Source organism: Ruegeria lacuscaerulensis, assembly GCF_013034685.1.
Taxonomy (GTDB): Bacteria; Pseudomonadota; Alphaproteobacteria; order Rhodobacterales; family Rhodobacteraceae; genus Ruegeria; species Ruegeria lacuscaerulensis_B.
On record NZ_WQGO01000004.1, the window covers coordinates 327,301 to 348,746 of the forward strand.

A 21,446-nucleotide genomic window follows, 5' to 3' on the forward strand; every position below is an offset into this window, starting at 1 on the left:
TCAGCCCATGTAGCTTCGCACCAAAGCGCTGGCGATCAGGGACCACCCATCCGCAATGACAAAAAACGCCAGTTTGAACGGCAGTGAAACCGTTGCAGGTGGCACCATCATCATCCCCATCGACATAAGCACCGCAGCTACCACAAGGTCGATGATCAGAAAGGGCAGGAAGATCAGAAAACCGATCTGAAAGGCCCGCGCAATCTCGGACAACATGAAAGAGGGCATCAGGATCGACAGCGGCGCATCCGGCGACACATCCACCGCATTGCCTTCGGGGCGCAGCGCAGCCATGGCGTAGAACGTGTCAGGGTCCAGCCGTGCGGCCATGAAGGCGCGAAACGGTTGAAGGGCGCGTTCCAAAGCGGGCTCGACCTCCATCGTTTCGTCGACCATGGGTTGGATGCCAGTGGTCCAGGCCTCGGTGAAAACAGGCTCCATGATGAAATAGGTCAGAAACAAAGCCAGGCTGACGATCAACATGTTGGGCGGTGATTGCTGCAACCCGATCCCTTGCCGAAGGATGGCCAGCACGGTGATCAGAAAAGGAAAACAGGTGATCATGATCGCCAACCCCGGTGCGAGGCTGAGCACGGTAATCAACAGGATCAATTGGATCGTCCGCGCCGAGATCGAACCACCGTCACCCAGCGACAAGGACACATCCTGCGCCGCTGCAAAAGACGGTGTCAGCAGCAGCGCCACGATGATCCAGGGCAGAACGCGCATCAACCGATCCCGTTTTGCAGATCGGCAATCTCGGTCAGGCGCACGGCCAGTTGTCCGGCCTGATCGCCTTCCATCTCTTCCAGCAAGCCGCGGGCCACCAGCTGGTCCCCTACATAAAGATCCACCGGATCCTCGATCCGTTTGTCCAAAGTCAGCACCGCATTTTCACCCATATTCAACAGATCGCGGATCAGTGGGCGGGCGCGGCCGACCGAGACCGTGACCTCGATCGGGACCGATTCAAACGGGTTGGATTTTTCGCTTTTGGGAGTTTGGGGATCACTCATTGCTCAATGCCTCTTTTGCCTCAAATACAAACGCGTCGAACGCGGCGCGGATCGACGTCAGCAGGCCGCCGCAATCCACCTCGCGCCGCGAGATACCGATCTGCAATCTAGCCTGGCCGGGTTTGATCTGCGGGTCTGAGATGACTTGCGCCATCTCGGCCATCCCCTCGGGCAGCATCTCTTTCACCTCAGCCGCGAGGCCTTCGGGGACGAAAACCTGCATCGGCTCATTGATCTGTTCGCGAGCCATGTCGGTCAGTTGTTCGGCCAGCCGGATGGTATAACCCCGCTCCAAAGTTTCGGGCAGGACCGCGAGCATCAGGCTGTTGAACATCGGTTCCAGCGACAGTGTCATCCGTGTTACCGCCTCATGATAGGTGAAGGACATGTCCTCAAGCGACTTGGCCAACTCGGTCGAGATCCGACCTCGGTTTTGCTCCTGTGCCTGAACGGCATCTTCCCAACCGGCGGCATAGCCCTGTTCGAACGCCGCCAGACGCTGTTCCTCCAACCCGTCCTCATCCAGCAAGTGCAGCTTTCCACCGCCAGCCTGCAACGTGAAATCTTCCAGCAAATGGGCGATCGACATCAGACCTTTTCCTCGCCTTCTTCAAGCCAGCTGCGCAGGATTTCGACCGTTTCCTCCTGCTTGTCGCCAATCATCGCCCGCAGCCGATCTACCGGGTCCGCCCCGGGCTGAGAAGCCAGCGCTGGAACATCCCCGCCCGCGACCTGACCCGCGATCGGTGCGAATTGCCCGCCTTCTTCGGTCGCAATCTCACCCGTCAAAACCGAGCCTGGTTCGGGTAGACTTCCAGTAGGTAGTAGTGCCGTGGTCACAACCGGCTTGGTCAAAATAGGCCGGATCACGAACAAACCGAGGATCAGAGACACAATCGCTAGAACTGCCATCTGGATCAGCGACATTGCGTCGAAATGCACCTTCTGCCAGATCGAAGCCGAGGCCAGCGTGCCCTGCGGTTCAACAACCGGCAGGTCCATGGATTTCAGCGTGATCACGTCGCCGCGTTCCGCATCAAACCCCACGGCCGAAGCGACCAATTCCTTCAACGCCTCCATCTCTGTTTCGGGCATGGGGGCAAAACTTTCCGTGCCGGTCGCATCCACACTGCGCGTTCCATTCACCAGAACGGCCACAGTCAGACGTTTGATCGCGCCGGGGGCGTTGTGAACCTCAAGCTCCGTCTCGGACACCTCGTAGTTTACCCGCTCGCGCGTGTGGGTGGCGTTCGAGTTCGACTCGTCGCCCCCCGCGCCGTCACCATCCGGCAGGTTCGACGCAACGGTGACATCGGCGGATTGATTGCGCGCGCTGTCTGAACGTTCTTCGACATCGGTGCTGATCGCCACACGACCGTTGGGGTCAAAGCGACGCTCGCGAATGGATTCGGTTTTCGTCACCGTATCTACGCTGACTTCTACAACGGCATTGCCCGTACCTACGCGGGCTTCGGCCAAACGCAGGACCTTTTCCCGCAATTGCCGCGACCTGTCATCCGCCGTATCGGAGGCAACGGCGTTTTCCTGCGCGCCAATCACAGCCCCGTTCGAATCGATGATCGCCACATTCTCGGGCGCAAGACCACTGACCGCGGATGAGACCAGAAACCGGATCGCCTTGGCCTGATCTGACGTGATATCCGCCCCCGAAGACACCAGATAAACCGAGGCAGTCGGTGCAACGCTGCGCTGAAATGGATTGGTTGAACCATTGGCGATGTGCACTCGCGCCTGGCTGATATGGGGTGCCCCTACAATCGTGCGGGCCAGTTCACCCTCTTTGGCGCGCCAATAAGCGGCGTCAAACATTTGCGAAGTGGTCCCGAACCCGCTGAGCGTATCCAGCAGTTCGTACCCCCGGTTTCCATTCGCAGGCAAACCCTCGCTCGCCAGAGTCATGCGCAACTCATCCCGCTGCGACCCCGGCACGTAGATCGAGCCGCCCCGAATCTCAAAGGGCACGCCGCGCTGATCCAGTGACCGAACGATATCGCCCGCCGCCCCACTTTCCAGCCCGGCATAAAGCAAGGTCATCGACGGTGCCGTTATCAGCCGCGACATCGCAAGGACCCCAAGAAATACCAGCATAACCGCACCGGCAACGATGATTTGTTTTCGCCTGTCCAAACTTGTCCAGACAGTTCCGATCTGCTGCACGCTCACCTCCGACTCGCCGACATTCTGCTTGGCGCATCCCTTGTTTGACCGATTGCCCTTAATAATCGGTTAGTCCCTACCGGGTTATGACGATTGCAGAACGGATGGATGAGGACGTCATGACTGACGCAACTGCAGAACAGGCAGAAGCCCCAGAAAAGCCTGGGAAAAAGGGATTGATACTAGGTGTGATTCTAGCCCTGTCCGGCGCGGGTGGAGGGTATTTTGCAACCACGTCCGGGCTGTTGCCAATAGGCGCCATGCCCAAGGCGCAAGGGGCGGTTGAAGAGGCGGAAAAAAAGCCTGCAAAAGCCTTGCCTGACGTTGGATTCGTCGATCTTCCGCCGCTGATCCTGTCGCTGAACTCGGGCGATTCGCGGCACCTGAAATTTCACGCTCAGCTTGAGGTGAACTCGGACTATCTGGGCGATGTCGAAAAGATGAAGCCGCGAATCATGGATGTGTTGAACGGGTATCTGCGGGCGGTTGAAATCTCGGATCTTGAGGATTCGTTGGCCCTGGTGCGCATTCGCGGGCATCTGCTGCGGCGCATCGGCATTGTAGTTGGCGAGGATCGCGTTCGCGATGTCCTCGTGATGGAATTCGTTTTGAATTAGGAGGCAAAGTTGGAACTGATCGCAGATATTTTCCTAGTCGCAGGCGCCTTGGGCGCAGGTCTCTATTGCTTTGTTCTGTCTCGACGCCTCAAGCGATTCACCGATCTTGAAAAGGGCGTTGGCGGGGCCGTTGCCGTTCTTTCGGCACAGTCGGATGAATTAAAGAAATCGCTGGAGTCCGCGCGTGCGGCGTCGGACCGCTCCGGGGACACCTTGAAGCAATTGACGCAACGGGCGGAGACGGTCGCGCAGCGGTTGGAGCTGATGATGGCGTCGATGCATGACATCGTGCCGGATCAGGAAGCCCCAAAGGATACAGCCTCGCCCGCGACCGAGCCTACGGTGCCACCAGAGCCTGAGGTTGCAAAGGTTGAAGCTGCGGAAGCCCCCGAGCAAAAGGAGGAACCCGTTCCTGAGCCTGCGGAAAAACGAACGGCTGGTCCGATGTTTATGCGGCATGGTCGCAAGAGGCGTGAGGCCACGGCATGAAAACAAGGCAGAGCAACAAACCCAAAGGCGGCGTGCTTGCTGTGATCTCTTTGCTGATGATCGGATCGGCTGCGATTCGCGTCGGGTTGGAGGCTGGTCCGGCACTGGCCAAGAACCCCGAACCGACGGTCAAGCAAGCCAAGCCAGAAGGTATGGAAAAGCCCGGCGCACAGGAATTGTTGACAGAACTTCTGCGACGCGAAGCGGCGTTGGAAAAGCGCGAAGCCGCCGCAATCGACAAGGAAAAGGCGTTGGAAATCGCCGAGCAAGCCATCGAAACCCGAATGGTCGCTATGCAAGCGGCCGAAGAGAACCTGCGCGAAACGCTGGCCTATGCGGAAAAAGCGGCCGAGACCGACCTGACCCGGCTGACGGATGTGTATCAAAGCATGAAACCCAAAGACGCAGCCGCCTTGTTCGAGACGATGGATCCAGGTTTTGCCGCCGGTTTCCTGTCACGGATGCCTGCGGATGCCGCTGCTGGCGTGCTGGCGGGGATAAGCCCTGAGGCCGCCTATACAATCAGCGTCATCATGGCGGGGCGCAACGCTGCCGCGCCACAGGAATGACGTCCATGTTCACCAAAGCCGCGTTTGAGTTTGCTGGAGGCCCCTCATGATCGGACTAGTCGGAATTGTCGTCATCTTCGTCATGGTGTTCGGTGGCTATCTGGCCGCTGGCGGCAAGATGACCATCATCATGAAATCTCTGCCGTTCGAAATGATGATGATCGGGGGCGCAGCGGTCGGAGCGTTTTTGATCAGCAACGACATGAGCGCGGTGAAGCATACGCTCAAGGACATGTGGAAGGTGTTCAAAGGTCCGAAATGGAAACCCGATGACTACCGCGACCTGTTATGCCTTCTGTTTTCCCTGATCCGCATCGCCAAAGCCAACCCGGTCGAGGTCGAGCAACATATAGAAGACCCCGAAAATTCCGCAGTGTTTTCGGCCTATCCGAAGATTCAATCCGACAAAGAGGCCGTGGATCTGATCTGCGACACGATGCGGTCGGCTTCGATGAACTACGACGACCCCCATCAGGTCGAAGAAGTTCTGGAAAAGCGGATGGAGGCGAATTTTCACCACGCCATGCATTCCAGCCATGCATTGCAGACGGTTGCGGATGGCTTGCCAGCCCTGGGGATCGTGGCTGCGGTTTTAGGGGTGATCAAGACCATGGGATCGATCGACCAGCCACCCGAGGTACTGGGTAAACTGATCGGGGGGGCTCTGGTTGGGACCTTTCTGGGCGTGTTCCTGGCCTATGGTCTGGTCGGGCCATTCGCAGGAAAACTGAAGGCCGTGGTTGAGGAAGACAACCATTTCTATCAACTGATCAAAGAGGTTCTGGTCGCCAATCTGCACAACCACAACCCCGCGATGTGCATTGAAGTCGGTCGCCAGAACACGCCGACCCATAACCGCCCTGGTTTTTCGGAACTGGAAGAGGCGTTGAAAGAGCTGAAACAGGCGGCGGCATGATCCGACTTGGTCTTTTTCTTGCAGTGTTGCTTGCAGCAAACGGTGCCACTGCGCGTGAAGCCACCGTGCGCTCGGGAGAGCATGAGGACTACACCAGGCTGGTCATTCAGGTGCCGCCTGGCACCGGCTGGGTCCTCACCCAAACCAAGTATGGTGCGCGTCTGAACGTCACCCTGGAGGATGTTCATTTCGAAACCACTTCGGTCTTCCGCAGGCTGTCTCAAAACCGTTTGTCCGCCATTTCTCAGGCTGAACCGGGCGGGCCGTTGGAAATGCAATTCGGGTGTGAATGCGCGGCTTCGGCGTTTTTATACCAAGACACCATGATTGTGGTCGATATTGCCATTGCGCAGGCCCTGCCACCGATAGGTGCGGACATTCCTCCGCCCATCTTGCCGCAAGCAAACCGCGACACCGGGCTGCTGGCGGCGGCTCAGAACCGCAACGTCTTGTCAATGCCTGCGCTTCCGACGCCATTGCTTGGGTTTGAGGATCGCCTGTCAGAACGTCTATTACAAGGTGCAGACCGGGGCATCGTTGACCTTGAGCTTGCCCAGGTTGGCCCGCGATCGTCGATCTTTGACGGTGCCACGGAAGGGCCAGCAGACCCGACAGGGAATATCAGCGTATCGACGGTGCTCGATGAATTGAACGGTCTATTGGGGCCCGATTTGATCGGGTTTGAACAAGAACCTGCCTGCATATCCGATACAGAGTTGGGGTTCGAGACGTGGGGTGGCTCAGCCGATTTCCCTCAGCAAATAGCCACCTTAAGATCAGGTTTGTTTCAGGAATTCGATCGGGTTGATCAGGACACAGCGTTGTCTCTGGCAAAGCTGTACGCATTCTATGGCTTCGGCGCCGAGGCGATGCAGGCTTTGGCATTGGTGGAAGATCCCGATGCTGACGTAAACCGGATTGCAGCAATTGCGCAGTTTTTGGACGCAGGGCACGTGGCAGACGACAATCCGTTTGGTGGCTTGCAACGATGCGGGGGTGACGTTGCACTTTGGGCTGTTCTGATGGCCGGGGAATTATCCGCTGAAGCAAACTTGGACAGGGTAGAGCAATCATTTTCACGGCTGCCAACGCATCTAAGACGGCAATTTGGACCTGATCTATCCGAAATTTTGGTCGATGCAGGTCGGTTAGAAGCCGCTCGACGCGTATTGCGGTCTGTTGACCGGGCGGGAATTCAAAACGCCTCGGACACAACACGGGCCAAAGCTAAGGTCGCAGCCGCCGAAGGTGACGCTCCAAAAGCCGAGGCGTTGCTAAACGACGTGGTTGCATCCTCCGGCCCCAATCTGGACGCTCCGCTCGCTTTGGCGCGGCTGATCGAAAACCGATGGGTTGATCGAGGCGCCGCTTCACCCAAAGAAGTCGCCCTTGCGGCGTCTTTTTCGAACGAGTTTCGTAAATCCGAGATCGAGCCACAGTTAAAACGGGCTCATGCTGTGGCCCTAAGTCTGACTCAGGAATTCGACCTAGCATTTGATGCTGCCTTGGAAATACCTGCAGGGCAAGAACGCCTGGCCACGTTGAACCGGATTTCTCACATTCTGGTGGAGAGGGCGGATGACATAACATTTCTACGTCGGGCGTTGGAATTTGCATCCGGTGATACGCAGGACCTGAGCACAAATACGGCTGTCGCGTTGGCAAACCGTCTGGTGAAGCTTGGGTTCCCTGAACCAGCGCTGGCTTTGTCGAACAGACCCCAAGATACGGTGCAACGGTCAGAGCGTGCACGGATCAGGGCACGCTCTGCCTTGCAAACGCAACGCCCTCACCAAGCTATGCTTGAACTGGAAGGGGACAGTTCGGAAGAGGCATTGCGTATCAGGCACCAAGCGATGCAGGCCCTTGGCGATTTCGATACAGCCGGAGAGCTATCGCGCACATTAGGGCAGGCGGAGCAGGCTGACCGAAATTTTTGGCTGGCCGACCGCCCCGAAGCCATTGATCAAGAGGAAGAAACGCAATTTGGTTTGGTTAGCAAGGCGACACAGGTCCTGATCACTCCTCCTGTTTCGCAACCTGACAAGCCTTTGGCCGAGGCGGCGGATTTACTTCAGGATAGTGTCGAAGCTAGGGAAAAAATCACCCAATTGCTTACTATTCTCGAGCAGTGAACCGTATCAATTGGGGCCCGATTCCCCGCGAAACTGCTATCGCGGGGGTGAAGAAACCAGCGACGCCAGATCGGCATATCTAGAATGCGGTTCAATCCAGGACAAGATCGCATCGCGGATCGCGTTAGCCCGATGCGCTCCGACAACTGGTTCTGCGAACTCGGAATATTTCGCCAAAACCTCATCGCGCGACATAGGCGCCTCAGGGCCACCGCGGGCGTGGATATCGCCCGATTGCAAAATGCGCCCGTCCGTTGTCTCAATTGATACATCTGCCCAGCGCCCACCCGGGAACCGTTGCGAATGCCTCTCTTCCTCGCTCACGTGTATACGGGAAATCAGGCCCGCGATCCGGGGGTCGGACAGTCCGGGCCCTGAGATATGCTCGGCTCCGATACGGCCATACAGAACCTGAACTGCAACAGCGAAGGGCAGAGAGTACTGTGCTTGCGAAGTGGTCGCGGGCATTCCAGAAAACAGTCGCACGGCCTCACAAAAAGTGTTGATCTGGATCGAATGGATCTGGTCACCGACCAAACTGTGTTTCGACATCAGCGCGCGGACCCCATCTATCGCGGCGTGGGCCCAGCGGCAGATCGGGTACGGCTTCACATATTGATACTCAACCTGCCAAAACCTGCCCAAATCCGCCCAATGAGGGGCGGCAATCTCGGCCTCGATCGTGATGGCAGGCGCCCCGGTAAACCCCCGCTCGGCCAGAATCGCCGCAGACAGGCCGACCATCGCACCCCATCCCGAACCATCATGCAGCATCGTGGGATTGGCGATCTCGCGCATCATCTGGCTGCGCGGCCCATGATATTCGGCGATCCCCAGCGCCTGCCGCAACTGGTCTGGAGTGAGCCCGCGCAAACGGGCCGCCATTGCGACCACGCCCAGCGCATTCCAGGCCCCAGAGGTGTGATATTCGCTGACCGACGCGTGCAACGAAATCCCCGCGCGGCCCGCGATTTCATAGCCAGTGATCACAGCAGCCAAAGCCTGCGGGCCAGTCAAATTCGGGCAATGCGTGGCAAGCGCAACCAACGCAGGCAGCACAACCACGCCGATATGGCCTTTGGTCGGGTTATACCCGTCATGCCCGTCCAGATTGTCTGTCTGTGTCGCCGCCGCATATGCAGCGCCAGCCATACTGACGGGTCGCCCGTCAAACATCAGCCGAGCGCTGAAGGAAGAATCCGTGCTGGCGTAGAGCAATGCCGCCGTATCCCGCGCGATCACGCCCGCTTCCATCGGGCCGGAGGCAATCAGGATACCCATAGTGTCCACCATCATCAGCGCCGCTGCCTCTTTGGCGCTGTCTGGCATTTCCTCGGGTGGGCGATTTAGGACGAAATTTGCAACGCGGGCGAACGTATCGGTCATTCGGCAGGCTCTATAGCGGGCTTAGAGACATCACGCAGCCGATATCCCGCAGGATCAAAAGGAGGTTCAGCCAGAATAGTTGCGCGATGCGGTTTGCCGAGGATGAACACCTCAACCCTATCACCGGGTTTTGCGACTTGCGGGTTTGCGAACCCAAGGGCCAGCGATTTACCGACCGAATACCCGAAGCCGCCCGATGTCACGCGCCCGACCGAATGACCATCTGGTGTAAAGATCGGCTCACCGCCCGAGGCGTCGGCGGTGTCCACCTCAATTTCGAACATCGACAAAACCTCACGCACAGGATTGTTCTTGATGGCCAGATAGGCCTGCTTGTGCAGGAAATCCTTGTCCAGCTTGATGAGGCCGTCCAGCCCGACTTCCTGCGGCCAGTATTCCTGACTGTACTCTCGCCCCCACGAGCCGTAGCCCTTTTCGATACGCAGACTACCCAGCGCACGGCCGCCAACTGGGCCGCCGCCTTGCTCTTTCGCGGCCTCCAGCAAGGCCGTGTAAAGCGCAACCTGATCGCTCTCAGCGCAGTGCAGCTCCCACCCAAGGTCGCCGGTAAAACTGACACGGATGGCGAGGCAGGAAACGGCCGCCACGTCTATCTGACGTGAACGCATGAAGCGGAACCCTTCGTTGGACAGATCCGCATTGGTCAGCCGTTGCAGCACATCGCGCGATTTCGGGCCGGCGACGTTGAACCCGGCGATACGGTTTGTGGCAACCTCGAAACGGGTACCTTCAGGCAGATCAACCATGTTGAAGAACCGCTGGTGATAGCGCTCGGCCATGCCCGAGCCGATCATCATGTATTCGTCATCGGCGACTTTGGTGATGGTAAAGTCCCCGGCAACGCCTCCGCGCACTGAAATCAACGGGGTCAAACACGACCGGCCAACCTCGGTCGGTATCCGGTTGGCAACAAGACGATCCAGCCAATCATGCGCCCCTGGCCCCTTGATCACATAGTTGGCGAAGTTCGAGATGTCGATCACACCCACAATGTCGCGCAACATCTGCACCTCTCGGCCAACCGGTTCCCACCAATTCTGGCGGGTGAAGCCGTTGGTTTCGACCACACCGGGTTGATCAGCGAACCAGAGGGGGTGTTCCCACCCGCAGTTCAGGCCAAAGACGCAGCCCATCTCCTTTTGCATCTGATAGGCCGGGCGCAGGCGCGCGGGGCGTCCGGCGCTGCGCTCTTCGTTCGGGAAATGGATGGCGAAGCGGTGCGTATAAACGTCCTGCACCCGCGCCTTTGTGAAGGCCTTGTCGGCCCAGTCGCCTAACCGCGCCAGATCCCAGGCAAACATGTCGTGTTGCGGCTCGCCCTCGATCATCCATTGCGCCGACAACAGGCCAAGCCCGCCCGATTGCGAAAATCCGGGGATGATCCCGGTGCAGCAGAAATAGTTCTGCAACTCGGGCACAGGCCCCCAGATCGCATTACTGTCCGGCGACCAGATCATCGGGCCATTGATTACCCGCTTCACCCCCGCAGTTGCCGCAACGGGCACGCGTTCGGTGGCCCGGATAACGTTTTCCATGATGCGGTCCAGATCGTCGGGGAACAGATCGTGGGCGAAATCCAGCGGTGTGCCGTTTTCGGCCCAAAACCGCATGTCCTTCTCATAGGCCCCGATCAGCAAGCCATTGCCCTCTTGCCTGAAGTAGTACTCGCCATCCCGGTCGGCGATGGACGGCAAGCGACGGCCCAACGCGGCGACTTCATCAATCGCTTCGGTGACAAAATACTGATGTTCAGTCGGTTGCAGGGGCAGTTCAATCCCAGCCATCGCGGCCACTTCACGCCCCCACAATCCACCGGCATTGACCACCCACTGCGTATGGATATCGCCCTTTGCGGTGCGTACGATCCACGATCCGTCTAGTTGCTGTTCAGTGCCTAACACAGGGCAAAACCGCTCAATACTGGCACCCATCGCGCGTGCTCCGGCGGCATAGGCATGGGTCACGCCCGAGGGGTCAACATTGCCGCCATCAGGTTCGAACATGATACAGCGGATATCATCGAATTGCGCCAGAGGGTGCAGTTCCATAGCCTGTTCGCGGCTGATCTCGTGGAAGTTAAGACCGTAGAAACGCGCCTTGGCTTCTTGCAGGCGCAGTTGGTGTTCGCGATCCTCGGTCTGCGCCAAATAGAGCGAGCCGGATTGAAACACGCCGCAGCCCTGTCCGGTTTCCTTCTCTAGCTCTTTGTACAGGTTCATCGTGTAGTGCTGAATGCGCGTGATGTTGTTGTTGTCATGCAGCCCGTGGATATTGGCCGCTGCGTGCCACGTGGACCCACTGGTCAACTCATCGCGTTCCAGCAGGACAACGTCAGTCCAGCCCAGCTTGGCCAGGTGATACAGGATCGAGCAGCCGACCAGCCCCCCTCCGATGACAACGGCCTGAGCATGGGTTTTCATTGGCGCACCTCCTACAGAGCTTGCACGAAAGTCAGCCACAGGTCAGGGGCTACTGATGCTCTGTTCCCGACGCAAAATGTCGGTAATGACGATCAAAGCGCCGGAAGCAAACGCCGCGTCGGCGGATCATCGCCCGGTGACACCAAACGCGCGATGTCGTGAGCGTTTGTGTCTTGAAATGAGACGCACTGATTCTTTGATTAAATTAGGAAGCACGAAAATACGTGCCGAATAGGTCGAAACGCGACGGGACAGGCTGGTTTGAAACTCGGTGAAGACCGCGTGGATCAGCGGAAATCTTGAAAAGTTCCTAAAATGTTTTATATTTGTTCCACGTGAATGTCTGAGGTGGAACGGAGGTATTCGAGCTATGGCCAACGCTGCCCGTCAAAGCTGGTACGACGCACCCAGCAACGACTATCACATGCTGCCCGTCACGGACCGGCAGATGCGCTATGCGCGCGCGATTGCTCAGCAATCGGCGCTTGAAATCCCGGTCGAGGCACAACGCGACCGCAGGGCCATGTCCCAGTGGATTTCGGCGCATAAACAGGATGACCCGTCACCATTTGCCAATTACCCCACCAGCAAACAGGTCGCTTTTGCCGAACGGATCTCGCGTTCCAAACGCAGGCCGATACCGTCTGAGTGTTTCCGCGACAAGCACATGATGTCCCGGTGGATTGACACCAACAAATAGGCTCTAGTCCGAGTGGTTTCGGGCGAAAAGTGCCACGGCAGCGGCGACGAAGAGGCCCAGCAGGATGTAGCCTGTCACCGCTTCTGACACAGCCAACGCGCGGCACAGGCCAGTCGGGGCCATGTCGCCATATCCAACGGTGGTGAAGGTGACATATGAGAAATACAGGATATCCCCCGGTCCGCTGGCACCGACCACGCAGTTGTCTTTATAGCCGAACGCACCATAGACGGCGGCGAACAGGAAGGGGACGACCTGAATAAAGGATACGCCCATCAAGAACAGCACGCGGCGCGGGGATTTCACCTGTGTCATATAGTACCACGATTGCGAGACAATCCACAGGAACAGGCCCACGGATGCAAACGTGCCCAACGTATCGCCCGCCGTTGATTCACTAAGGCGGGAAAGGCCGAACCAGGCAAAGAAGCTGGCCAAAACCATACCGCCTGCGGCAAGCAGGGTCGATTTCCATTCTTCCAACGTTGTCGGCTCGCGGCGCATGTCGTCTCCGTCTTTAACGGGTGCGATGATCGGGGTTTCGCCCCGCCCGTGCAACCGAGTGGTTTAGTCTGCGCCCAAATGTTCCTGCCCGCGTTGGAGCGCCAGCCCGATCTGCTTCTGCCGCTCGCGGAAGCGCATCTTGTCAGCTTCCGAGGTTTCATCGACGCATTGATGGCACGCAACGCCGTGTTCATATTCAGGGCGTTTCATATCCTCGGGCAGGATCGGACGGCGGCAGCCATGGCACAGGTTGTGGGGCCCCTCGACCAGCCCGTGCCCCACGGACACGCGATTGTCGAAGACGAAACACTCACCCTGCCAAGTGCTGTCCTCGGCGGGCATTTCCTCAAGATATCGCAGGATACCGCCTTTCAGGTGATAGACATCCTCGACCCCCTGACCCAGCAGGAAGTTGGTGGATTTCTCGCACCGAATACCGCCGGTGCAGAACATGGCAACACGCTTGTTGTGAAAGCGGTCCTTGTTTTCCTCCCACCAGGCCGGAAATTCGCGGAAACTGGCTGTTTCAGGGTCTATTGCCCCTTCAAACGTACCAATCGCCACCTCATAATCGTTGCGGGTGTCGATCACCACCACATCGTCGGAACGGATCAGGTCGTTCCACTCCTCCGGCTCGACATAGTTGCCGACACGGGCGCGCGGATCGACATCCGGCTGGCCCATTGTCACGATCTCTTTCTTCAGGCGCACCTTCATCTTCCCGAAAGGCGGATGGTCGGCGGTGGCCTCTTTCCATTCCAGATCGGCGCAACCCGGCAGCGCTTTGATATGCGCCAGCACGGCGTCAATCCCGGCGCGCGGGCCCGCGATGGTGCCGTTGATCCCCTCTTGCGCAAGCAGCAGCGTGCCTTTGACCGATTGTGCACGGCACAGGTCCAGCAAGGGTTCGCGCAAGGCGGCGTGATTAGCGAAACGGGTGAAGTGATATAGGGCAGCGATGGTATACATGCGCGCGGTCTAGCCCCACGCGTGCAGAGTCGCAAGGGATCGGATTGACGCCCCCCGCTCGCCCCCTTACCGATAGCTGAAAAGGAGAGCGCGATGACCCATGCCCTGATCGTAATCGACGTCCAGAACGATTTCTGCCCCGGCGGCGCGTTGGCCGTTCCCGGCGGCGATGAGATCGTCGCCCCGATCAACGCGATTATGGATGAGTTCGACGCGGTGATCCTGACGCAGGACTGGCATCCGGCAGGGCATTCCTCATTCGCCAGTACTCATGCAGGAAAGAACCCATTTGACGTAGTAGAAATGCCCTATGGCCCGCAGGTGCTCTGGCCGGATCATTGCGTGCAGGGAACGCAGGGCGCAGCGTTTCATCCCGATCTGCGCATTGAAGGCGATTTGATCATTCGCAAAGGGTTTCGCAGTGCGGTTGACAGCTACTCAGCCTTTTTCGAGAACGATCAGACTACGCCAACCGGGTTGGAGGGCTATCTCAACACCCGAGGCATCCGCAAACTGACGATGGTGGGCCTGGCCACGGATTTCTGCGTTCACTTCTCAGCCGTGGACGCGGCGCGGTTGGGATTTGAGGTGACGGTGAATATGGGACTGTGCCGCGCGATTGATCTGGACGGCTCGCTGACGGCAGCAGAAACAGCGATGAAGGCTGCCGGTGTGACCTTGGCTTAGGGCGCGGAGCCCGAATCCAACAGATATTTCAGGACCACAAAAATAATAACCGCCAGCCCAAGAGCCACGCCAATGCGGGCGGGCAAGGTGCGGCGTTCCGGCGTTGCCGGGGATTTATAGCGCGGGTTCGGGGTCCAATCAGCGGTGTTGCGTCGCTGACCGTTGCGCGGGCGGGCCGATTTGACGTCCCGAAGGAATTTCCAAAAGTCGAATTCGCCGCAATATTCGCCCTTAACACCCATTTCCCGAATGTTGGCAAACAGCGCTTTCAGAATCCGTTCACGCTCGGCCTCGTCACGGGGTCGATAAAAGCCATGCATCAACTGGCTTCCGGTCGCGTCCAGACCGAAACCTGCATCCTGAAAGATCTTGCGGATTTTCGGAGAAGCCGCCCGCAGCGCGTCCGCCGTTTTCACATTGCGGAACATTGCGCGCAAAACGGGCTTTTTCGAAGCCCCCTCTGCGCCTTGTTCGCCTTCTCCGTCCCCCGGATCGACAACAACGATGTCAAAATCGTACTCGAGAACCATTCACTAACTTAACCTCGACTTCCAAACCCCTCTTCTCACTAACCGGTGAAAAGATCACACAATTTGCTCGCTTTGTGACCTGAGCTTGTCATTGTCACCAAACCAGCGACTCTTGCCATTCCACACACCGATTGATCTAACAACGGAAATCGCAGGAGTTCCTCATGGTCGATATTGCGGCACGTGTGTACAATCATAAATGGCAGATTGACCCAATTATACGGTCTTTAATCGACACAGATTTCTACAAACTGCTGATGTGCCAGTCAGTGTTTCGAAATCGGCCCCAAACGGAAGTGGTGTTTTCGCTGATCAATCGGTCGAATCACATCCCCCTCGCCAAGCTTATTGATGAGGGCGAACTGCGCGAACAGCTGGATCATATCCGCTCGCTCAGCCTTAGCCGCGGCGAAAGCACTTGGCTGCGGGGCAATATGTTCTACGGCAAGCGACAGATGTTCCGATCCGATTTCATGGAGTGGTTCGAGAACCTGCGCCTGCCGGCCTATCATCTGGAACGCAAGGGCGATCAGTACGAACTGACCTTCGAAGGCAAATGGCATGAGGTCATGTTGTGGGAAATCCCGGCCCTGGCCGTGTTGATGGAATTGCGCTCTCGCGCAGTTCTCAACGACATGCGCCGGTTCGAGCTGCAAGTGCTCTATGCCCGCGCCATGACCCGCGTTTGGGAAAAGATTGAGCAACTGCGTGATATTGATGGGCTGGGCATTGCGGATTTCGGCACCAGGCGGCGTCATTCTTTTCTGTGGCAGGATTGGTGCGTGCAGGCGATGATCGAAGGATTAGGGTCTGCTTTTTCCGGCACGTCGAACTGCCTGATTGCCATGCGCCGCGAGGTTGAGGCCATCGGCACCAACGCGCATGAGTTGCCCATGGTCTATTCCGCACTGGCCGACACAGACGCCGAATTGGCGCAAGCGCCCTATGATGTTCTCAGGGATTGGCATGATGAGCATGATGGCAACCTGCGCATCATCCTGCCCGACACCTATGGAACACAGGGCTTTTTGGACCGCGCACCCGACTGGCTGGCAGGCTGGACGGGCATCCGCGTCGACAGTGGTGATCCGGCAGCCGCAGCGGAAACCGCCATCAACTGGTGGAAATCACGCGGCGAGGATCCGCGCGAGAAGCGCGTGATCTTTTCCGACGGGCTGGATGTAGACAAGATCCGCGAGTTGCACGGCCAGTTTGCCGGACGGACCAATATTTCCTTTGGCTGGGGTACATTGCTGACCAACGATTTTCGCGGGTTGGTGCCGGATGACGCGCTTGCACCGTTTTCTCTGGTCTGCAAGGCGGTCTCGGCCAACGGGCGCCCGACGGTCAAATTGTCGGACAATCCCGAAAAGGCGATGGGTCCGGCGGATGAGATCGAACGTTACAAACGTGTCTTCGGGGTCGGTGCGCAAGAAGCGATCGAGGTCATCGTTTAGACCCTAACCATGGTAGTTCGCCACGGTTTTAAGCTGTAAGAAGCCATAGAGCGCCTCGAAACCCTTTTCGCGGCCATGGCCAGATTTACCGACGCCGCCAAATGGCAGTTCGACCCCGCCGCCGGCCCCGTAATTATTGACGAAAACCTGCCCCGCCTGCAGCCGTTTCGCCAACCTCATCTGCCGCGCACCGTCGCGGGTCCAGATGCTGGCGACAAGCCCATAGTCGGTACTGTTGGCGATCTCTGCGGCTTCGTCCTCGGTGTCGAACGGGATCAACACCTGCACTGGGCCGAAAATCTCATCCTGCGCCAACGTATGATCAGGCGGCACATCGGCGAACAGGGTTGGCCGCACATAAGCACCTTGAGCCGGAGCATCCTCAACGATTTGTCCCTGCGCCACGATGGTCAAATCTTTGCCCTTGGCCAGAAATCCTTCGACAATCTGTTGTTGCCGAGCCGAGATTAAAGGCCCCACCCGCAAATCCTGCACCGCAGGTCCAACGGTCAGATCAGCATAGGCCGCAACCATGCGCGCCTTGACTTGGCTATAAACCCCACGCTGCACCAGAATGCGGGACGAGGCCGAACAGGTCTGCCCCGCGTTCTGAATACCCGCATTCACCAGAAACGGAAGGGCCGCGTCCAGATCGGCATCATCAAACACCAGTTGCGGGGATTTTCCGCCCAATTCCAACGTTACTGGTACAACATTGCGCCCCGCCGCCTGCTGCACCAAGGCCCCTGTCGCGACCGACCCGGTGAACGAGATGTGGTGGACGCCGGGATGGGCCGACAGTGCTGCTCCGGCCTCGGCCCCTAAACCCGGCACCACGTTTAGCGCACCAGCGGGCAAACCCGCTTGTTGGGCCAGATGCGCAAAGGCCAGCGCGGTCAGGCAGGCCTCTTCCGCCGGTTTCAGCACGCAGGCATTGCCCATCGCCAGTGCCGCCCCGACCGAACGCCCGATGATCTGCATCGGGTAATTCCACGGCACGATATGGCCCGTCACCCCATGGGGTTCGCGCAGGGTATAAACGGTGTAGCCGTCCAGATAGGGAATCGTCTCGCCCATAACCTTATCCGCCGCGCCGCCGTAGAATTCGCAATACCGCGCCAAGGCCACCGCATCCGCGCGCGCCTGAGTCAGCGGTTTGCCCACATCCATCGCCTCCAACGCAGCCAGATCGTCCACGCGTTCAAGTACCAACTGACCCAATCGTGTCAGGATCCGCCCGCGTTCCATTGCGGTTTTACGGCCCCAATCCTCATCTAGTGCTGCCTGCGCAGCCGCGACCGCCGCGTCGATATCGGACGTATCCCCCCGCGCGATGCGACAGATTTCCGAACCGTCAGAGGGGTTGATCAAAGGCAGGTCGACGCCAGCAGAGGGCGCGATCCACTCTCCACCAATCAAACAAAGTGCGGGGTTGAACCAAAGAGGATTGGGCATGTTTCTCTCCATTCAGGCTCTAATCATACATTTCAGCCAGCAAGCGCCCCGATATCAGGCAGTACCGGCGCGGCGTCGATCAGGGTACGGGTATAGGCGTGCTGCGGATTGGCAAAGACCTGCTCGGTCTCGCCTTGTTCCACGATCTTGCCCGCCTGCATGACCATCACCCGATCAGTGATCGTGCGCACCACGCTCAGGTCATGGCTGATGAACAGATAGGTCAGGTTATAGGTCGCGCACAGCTCGGCCAGCAGATCCAGGATTTGCGCACGAACTGAAACATCAAGGGCCGAGACCGCTTCATCAAACAGGATCAATTCGGGGCGGATGATCAAGGCACGGGCAATGGCGATACGCTGACGCTGCCCGCCCGAAAATTCGTGGATGTATTTCCCCGCATCATCGGGGCTGAGGCCCACGGCGGTCAGCATTTCTGCGATCCGGTCCTGCCGCTCGGTCCCTGTGGGCGGCGTGTCCAGCAAATGAAACGGTTCGGTGATCAAACGCGCGACTTTGTGGCGGGGGTTGAAGCTGCCATAGGGGTCCTGAAACACCACCTGCATTTTACGGCGCACCGCAGGGTTTGGTTTATGGCCCGTGAGAACGAGTGCACCATCCAGACGGATTTCCCCCGCTTGTACCTCTTCCAAGCCCAGAATAGCCCGCGTTAGGGTCGATTTTCCACATCCAGACTCACCTACCAAACCCAGCCGTTCACCTCGATTGAGCGTAAAGCTGACCTGATCCACCGCGCGGTGGTGGCCCGGCGTGTCGAACAGACCCTTGCGCGGCAAACGATAGTCGCGGACGACCTGAGTGACCTCTAACAACGGGCGATCACCCGCTGTGTCGGGCAAGGCCACCTGATGATCCGAGGCCTCAAACAGCATACGGGTGTAAGGGTGCTGCATGTTGTGCAGCAGATCGTCGGTGGGGCCCGCTTCCACGACCTCGCCGTGCCGCATCACGACGATCTGGTCTGCCATGTCAGCGACCACGGCCAAATCATGGGTGATCATCAGCAGACCCATGCCATATTCGCGAACCAACCCTTTCAGCAGATCGAGGATTTGTGCCTGCGTGGTCACGTCCAGCGCCGTTGTCGGCTCATCCGCGATCAGCAGATTGGGCCGCAAGGCAATAGCCATGGCAATGACAACGCGTTGGCGTTGCCCGCCTGACAGCTCATGCGGATAGCGAGACAGGGGAAAGCGCTCCGGGGGAAGGCCCACGCGGCGCAATACTTCCTTCGCGTGGTCCAGAGCCTGCGTGGCAGGCATGGCCTTATGGATCAGGATTGTTTCCATAACCTGATCGCCGATGGACTTCACCGGGTTCAGGGCTGTCATCGGTTCTTGAAACACCATCCCGATTGCGGCCCCGCGCAGGGCACACATCTCGGCTTCGGGAGTTGTCAGCAGGTCGCGCCCTTCCAGCCGGATCTCGCCCTGCGTCTGCGCCCCGTTGGGCAACAGTTGCATCACGGCCAAAGCGGTCATCGACTTGCCCGAGCCGCTTTCACCTGTCACGGCGACGATCTGGCCGGGATCAATGGACAGGTTAATCTTCTTCAGGATCGGCGCCCCGTGGATGGACAGCGACAGGTTTTCGACCTCAAGCAAACTCATGCGCGCGCCACCCTGATCCGAGGGTCCAGCCAATCGCGCAGCCCGTCGCCCAGCAGGTTCAGACCCAGCACCGTGACAATGATCGCCAGCCCTGGAATCAGAGCCAAATGCGGGGCAAAACTGACCATTGTCTGCGCATCGGCCAGCATGCGGCCCCAGCTAGGTGTGGGCGGTTGCGCACCAAGTCCGACGTAAGACAGCCCGGCTTCGGCTAGTATCCCCAGCGAGAACTGGATGGTGCCCTGTACGATCAGCAGATTGGCGACATTGGGCAGGATATGTTCCGCCGATATGCGCGCAGCACCCTTGCCCGAGACACGGGCGGCGAGGATGAACTCACGCTCCCACAGGGACAGCGCCGCGCCGCGGGTGATACGGGCGAAGACGGGGATGTTAAAGATACCGATGGCGATAATCGCGTTGATCGCCCCTGCGCCGAATACGGCTGTGATCAGGATCGCAATGACCAGCGATGGGAAGGCAAAGACCAGATCATTGCCGCGCATGATCACCTCATCCAGCCAAGATCCTTTGCGCGCCGCCGCTGTCAGGCCAAGCGGCACGCCCAGCGCCATACCGATCCCCACGGCAACTAGGGCGACCGCAATCGACGTGCGCGCGCCCACCATAATCATCGAGAACATGTCGCGCCCGAAATGATCCGTGCCAAACCAGCTCTGTGCGCTTGGCGTCTTTAGCTTGCCGGGAATATCCAACGCGGCGTGGTCGTAAGGTGTCCAGACAAAGGACACCAGCGCCGCCAGCAGAACCAGCGAGGACAGCAAGGCGCCAAGGATCAGGTTGCGGCTCATGTCCGGCTCCTGAGGCGGGGATCGACGGCAGCATAAGCCAGATCGACCAGGAAATTCACGGTGATGACGGCAAAGACCAGCAACATGACGACCGATTCCACCACAATCAGATCACGGGCCGAGATCGCCTGAAACACCAAACGCCCAAGGCCGGGCAGGTAAAAGACCTGTTCGATGATGATCGACCCAGCCAAGAGGAATGAAAACTGCAGCCCAATGATGGTCAGCACCGGGATCAGCGCGTTGCGGACGCCGTGCCGCCACAGGGCCTGACGGCGCGACAGACCCTTGGCGCGGGCAGTGCGCATGAAATCCTCGCCCAGAATATCCAACAGAGATGACCGCATGACCCGCGCCAGAATCGCTGCTTGCGGCAAGGCCAGCGCGACGGCGGGCAGCGTCAACGAATGCAACCCGGTCCAAAACCCCTGATCCCAACCTGCGAACCCTCCGGCGTTGAACCAGCGCAGGTTTATGGCAAAGATCAGCACCAGCATCATGGCAAACCAGAAATTGGGCACCGCAATGCCCAGCTGCGTCGCACCCATCACGGTCAGATCGCCGGGCTTGCCCCGACGCGCAGCAGCGTAAATCCCGGCTGGGAAGGCAATCAGTGTCGACAAGGTCAATGCATAGAGCGCCAGCGGCAAAGACACCCAAAGCCGATCCTGGATCATCTGCGAAACTGGCGTGCGATAGGTATAGGAGGTGCCGAAATCACCCACCAGCATTCCGCTGACCCAGTTGAAGTAGCGCTCAAGCTTTGAGCCATCCAAGCCCAACTCAGCCCGTAGCGCAGCTAGCGTGTCCTCTTGCGCGTTTACGCCCAGCATGAAGGATGCCGGATCGCCCGGTGCAACCTCGATCACTGCGAAGATCACGACCGAAGCAACAGCCAGGCTGATCATCAGCGATATCAGGCGTTTGAAAGCGTAGCGCAGCATAGATCGCACG

General features: G+C 58.5%; 21 protein-coding genes. 8 read left to right on the forward strand and 13 right to left on the reverse strand.

Annotated features, from left to right (window positions below; translation table 11 throughout):
* From fliP to fliF, 4 genes are read right to left on the reverse strand one after another with little or no spacing between them, the layout of a single operon-like run.
* Nucleotides 1–729 carry a flagellar type III secretion system pore protein FliP gene (gene fliP, locus GOV80_RS12775; protein ID WP_170785196.1) on the reverse strand — a complete coding sequence of 243 codons (729 nt, stop codon included), beginning with the start codon at nt 727–729 and terminating at the stop codon, nt 1–3.
* Entirely contained in the window at nt 729–1,016 is a 288-nt protein-coding gene (locus tag GOV80_RS12780; RefSeq protein WP_170785198.1) for a FliM/FliN family flagellar motor switch protein, read from the reverse strand. The genes fliP and GOV80_RS12780 overlap by 1 nt, the downstream gene beginning before the upstream one ends.
* Nucleotides 1,009–1,605: a FliH/SctL family protein gene (locus GOV80_RS12785; protein WP_170785200.1), complete on the reverse strand. Its 597-nt coding sequence runs from the start codon at nt 1,603–1,605 to the stop codon at nt 1,009–1,011. Before GOV80_RS12785 ends, GOV80_RS12780 begins: the two co-directional genes overlap by 8 nt.
* Nucleotides 1,605–3,194 (reverse strand): flagellar basal-body MS-ring/collar protein FliF, encoded by a 1,590-nt coding sequence (gene fliF / locus GOV80_RS12790; RefSeq protein ID WP_170785202.1) that lies wholly within the window; start codon nt 3,192–3,194, stop codon nt 1,605–1,607. Before fliF ends, GOV80_RS12785 begins: the two co-directional genes overlap by 1 nt.
* Before the next feature lie 119 nt (nt 3,195–3,313).
* On the opposite strand from fliF, the gene GOV80_RS12795 reads away from it, so the two are divergent.
* From GOV80_RS12795 to GOV80_RS12815, 5 genes are read left to right on the forward strand one after another with little or no spacing between them, the layout of a single operon-like run.
* Nucleotides 3,314–3,811: a flagellar basal body-associated FliL family protein gene (locus tag GOV80_RS12795; RefSeq protein ID WP_170785204.1), complete on the forward strand. Its 498-nt coding sequence runs from the start codon at nt 3,314–3,316 to the stop codon at nt 3,809–3,811.
* A gap of 9 nt (nt 3,812–3,820) precedes the next feature.
* The gene (locus GOV80_RS12800; protein ID WP_170772897.1) at nt 3,821–4,300 is read left to right on the forward strand and encodes a hypothetical protein; all 480 of its coding nucleotides are present in this window, start codon (nt 3,821–3,823) and stop codon (nt 4,298–4,300) included.
* Nucleotides 4,297–4,869, forward strand: a complete 573-nt coding sequence (locus GOV80_RS12805) for a MotE family protein (protein ID WP_170785206.1) — start codon at nt 4,297–4,299, stop codon at nt 4,867–4,869. The genes GOV80_RS12800 and GOV80_RS12805 overlap by 4 nt, the downstream gene beginning before the upstream one ends.
* Before the next feature lie 46 nt (nt 4,870–4,915).
* Nucleotides 4,916–5,785, forward strand: a complete 870-nt coding sequence (motA, locus tag GOV80_RS12810; protein WP_170785208.1) for a flagellar motor stator protein MotA — start codon at nt 4,916–4,918, stop codon at nt 5,783–5,785.
* Nucleotides 5,782–7,920, forward strand: a complete 2,139-nt coding sequence (locus GOV80_RS12815; RefSeq protein ID WP_170785210.1) for a tetratricopeptide repeat protein — start codon at nt 5,782–5,784, stop codon at nt 7,918–7,920. Before motA ends, GOV80_RS12815 begins: the two co-directional genes overlap by 4 nt.
* Nucleotides 7,921–7,956: 36 nt before the next feature.
* Here GOV80_RS12815 and GOV80_RS12820 read toward each other — a convergent pair whose 3' ends face one another.
* Both GOV80_RS12820 and GOV80_RS12825 read right to left on the reverse strand, forming a co-directional pair.
* A complete protein-coding gene (locus tag GOV80_RS12820; RefSeq protein ID WP_170785211.1) occupies nt 7,957–9,306 on the reverse strand; it encodes an MmgE/PrpD family protein in 1,350 nt (449 codons plus the stop codon).
* Nucleotides 9,303–11,747 (reverse strand): GcvT family protein, encoded by a 2,445-nt coding sequence (locus GOV80_RS12825; protein WP_170785213.1) that lies wholly within the window; start codon nt 11,745–11,747, stop codon nt 9,303–9,305. Before GOV80_RS12825 ends, GOV80_RS12820 begins: the two co-directional genes overlap by 4 nt.
* Nucleotides 11,748–12,117: 370 nt before the next feature.
* On the opposite strand from GOV80_RS12825, the gene GOV80_RS12830 reads away from it, so the two are divergent.
* Entirely contained in the window at nt 12,118–12,447 is a 330-nt protein-coding gene (locus GOV80_RS12830; protein WP_170785215.1) for a hypothetical protein, read from the forward strand.
* A gap of 3 nt (nt 12,448–12,450) precedes the next feature.
* On the opposite strand, the gene GOV80_RS12835 is transcribed toward GOV80_RS12830, so the two are convergent.
* Nucleotides 12,451–12,951, reverse strand: coding sequence for a potassium channel family protein (locus tag GOV80_RS12835; protein ID WP_170785217.1), 501 nt, complete (start codon nt 12,949–12,951; stop codon nt 12,451–12,453).
* 63 nt (nt 12,952–13,014) lie between these two features.
* The gene (trhO, locus tag GOV80_RS12840) at nt 13,015–13,920 is read right to left on the reverse strand and encodes an oxygen-dependent tRNA uridine(34) hydroxylase TrhO (RefSeq protein ID WP_170785219.1); all 906 of its coding nucleotides are present in this window, start codon (nt 13,918–13,920) and stop codon (nt 13,015–13,017) included.
* A gap of 93 nt (nt 13,921–14,013) precedes the next feature.
* Between trhO and pncA the strand changes: the two genes are divergently transcribed.
* Nucleotides 14,014–14,607 (forward strand): bifunctional nicotinamidase/pyrazinamidase, encoded by a 594-nt coding sequence (gene pncA, locus GOV80_RS12845; RefSeq protein ID WP_170785221.1) that lies wholly within the window; start codon nt 14,014–14,016, stop codon nt 14,605–14,607.
* On the opposite strand, the gene GOV80_RS12850 is transcribed toward pncA, so the two are convergent.
* Nucleotides 14,604–15,137, reverse strand: coding sequence for a hypothetical protein (locus GOV80_RS12850; protein ID WP_170785224.1), 534 nt, complete (start codon nt 15,135–15,137; stop codon nt 14,604–14,606). The two genes, pncA and GOV80_RS12850, sit on opposite strands and share 4 nt — an antisense overlap.
* Before the next feature lie 164 nt (nt 15,138–15,301).
* Here GOV80_RS12850 and pncB point away from each other — a divergent pair, with 164 nt between their 5' ends.
* Nucleotides 15,302–16,594, forward strand: coding sequence for a nicotinate phosphoribosyltransferase (pncB, locus tag GOV80_RS12855; RefSeq protein WP_170785226.1), 1,293 nt, complete (start codon nt 15,302–15,304; stop codon nt 16,592–16,594).
* 3 nt (nt 16,595–16,597) lie between these two features.
* Here the strand turns inward: pncB and GOV80_RS12860 are convergent, their stop codons facing one another.
* The 4 genes from GOV80_RS12860 to GOV80_RS12875 are packed head-to-tail and all read right to left on the reverse strand — an operon-like array spanning nt 16,598 to nt 21,436.
* On the reverse strand, nt 16,598–18,049 hold the full coding sequence (locus GOV80_RS12860; protein ID WP_170785228.1) for an aldehyde dehydrogenase family protein: 1,452 nt from the start codon (nt 18,047–18,049) through the stop codon (nt 16,598–16,600).
* 32 nt (nt 18,050–18,081) lie between these two features.
* The gene (locus tag GOV80_RS12865) at nt 18,082–19,680 is read right to left on the reverse strand and encodes an ABC transporter ATP-binding protein (protein WP_170785230.1); all 1,599 of its coding nucleotides are present in this window, start codon (nt 19,678–19,680) and stop codon (nt 18,082–18,084) included.
* Nucleotides 19,677–20,492: an ABC transporter permease gene (locus tag GOV80_RS12870; protein ID WP_170785232.1), complete on the reverse strand. Its 816-nt coding sequence runs from the start codon at nt 20,490–20,492 to the stop codon at nt 19,677–19,679. Before GOV80_RS12870 ends, GOV80_RS12865 begins: the two co-directional genes overlap by 4 nt.
* On the reverse strand, nt 20,489–21,436 hold the full coding sequence (locus GOV80_RS12875) for an ABC transporter permease (RefSeq protein WP_170785234.1): 948 nt from the start codon (nt 21,434–21,436) through the stop codon (nt 20,489–20,491). Before GOV80_RS12875 ends, GOV80_RS12870 begins: the two co-directional genes overlap by 4 nt.
* Nucleotides 21,437–21,446: the final 10 nt, after the last annotated feature.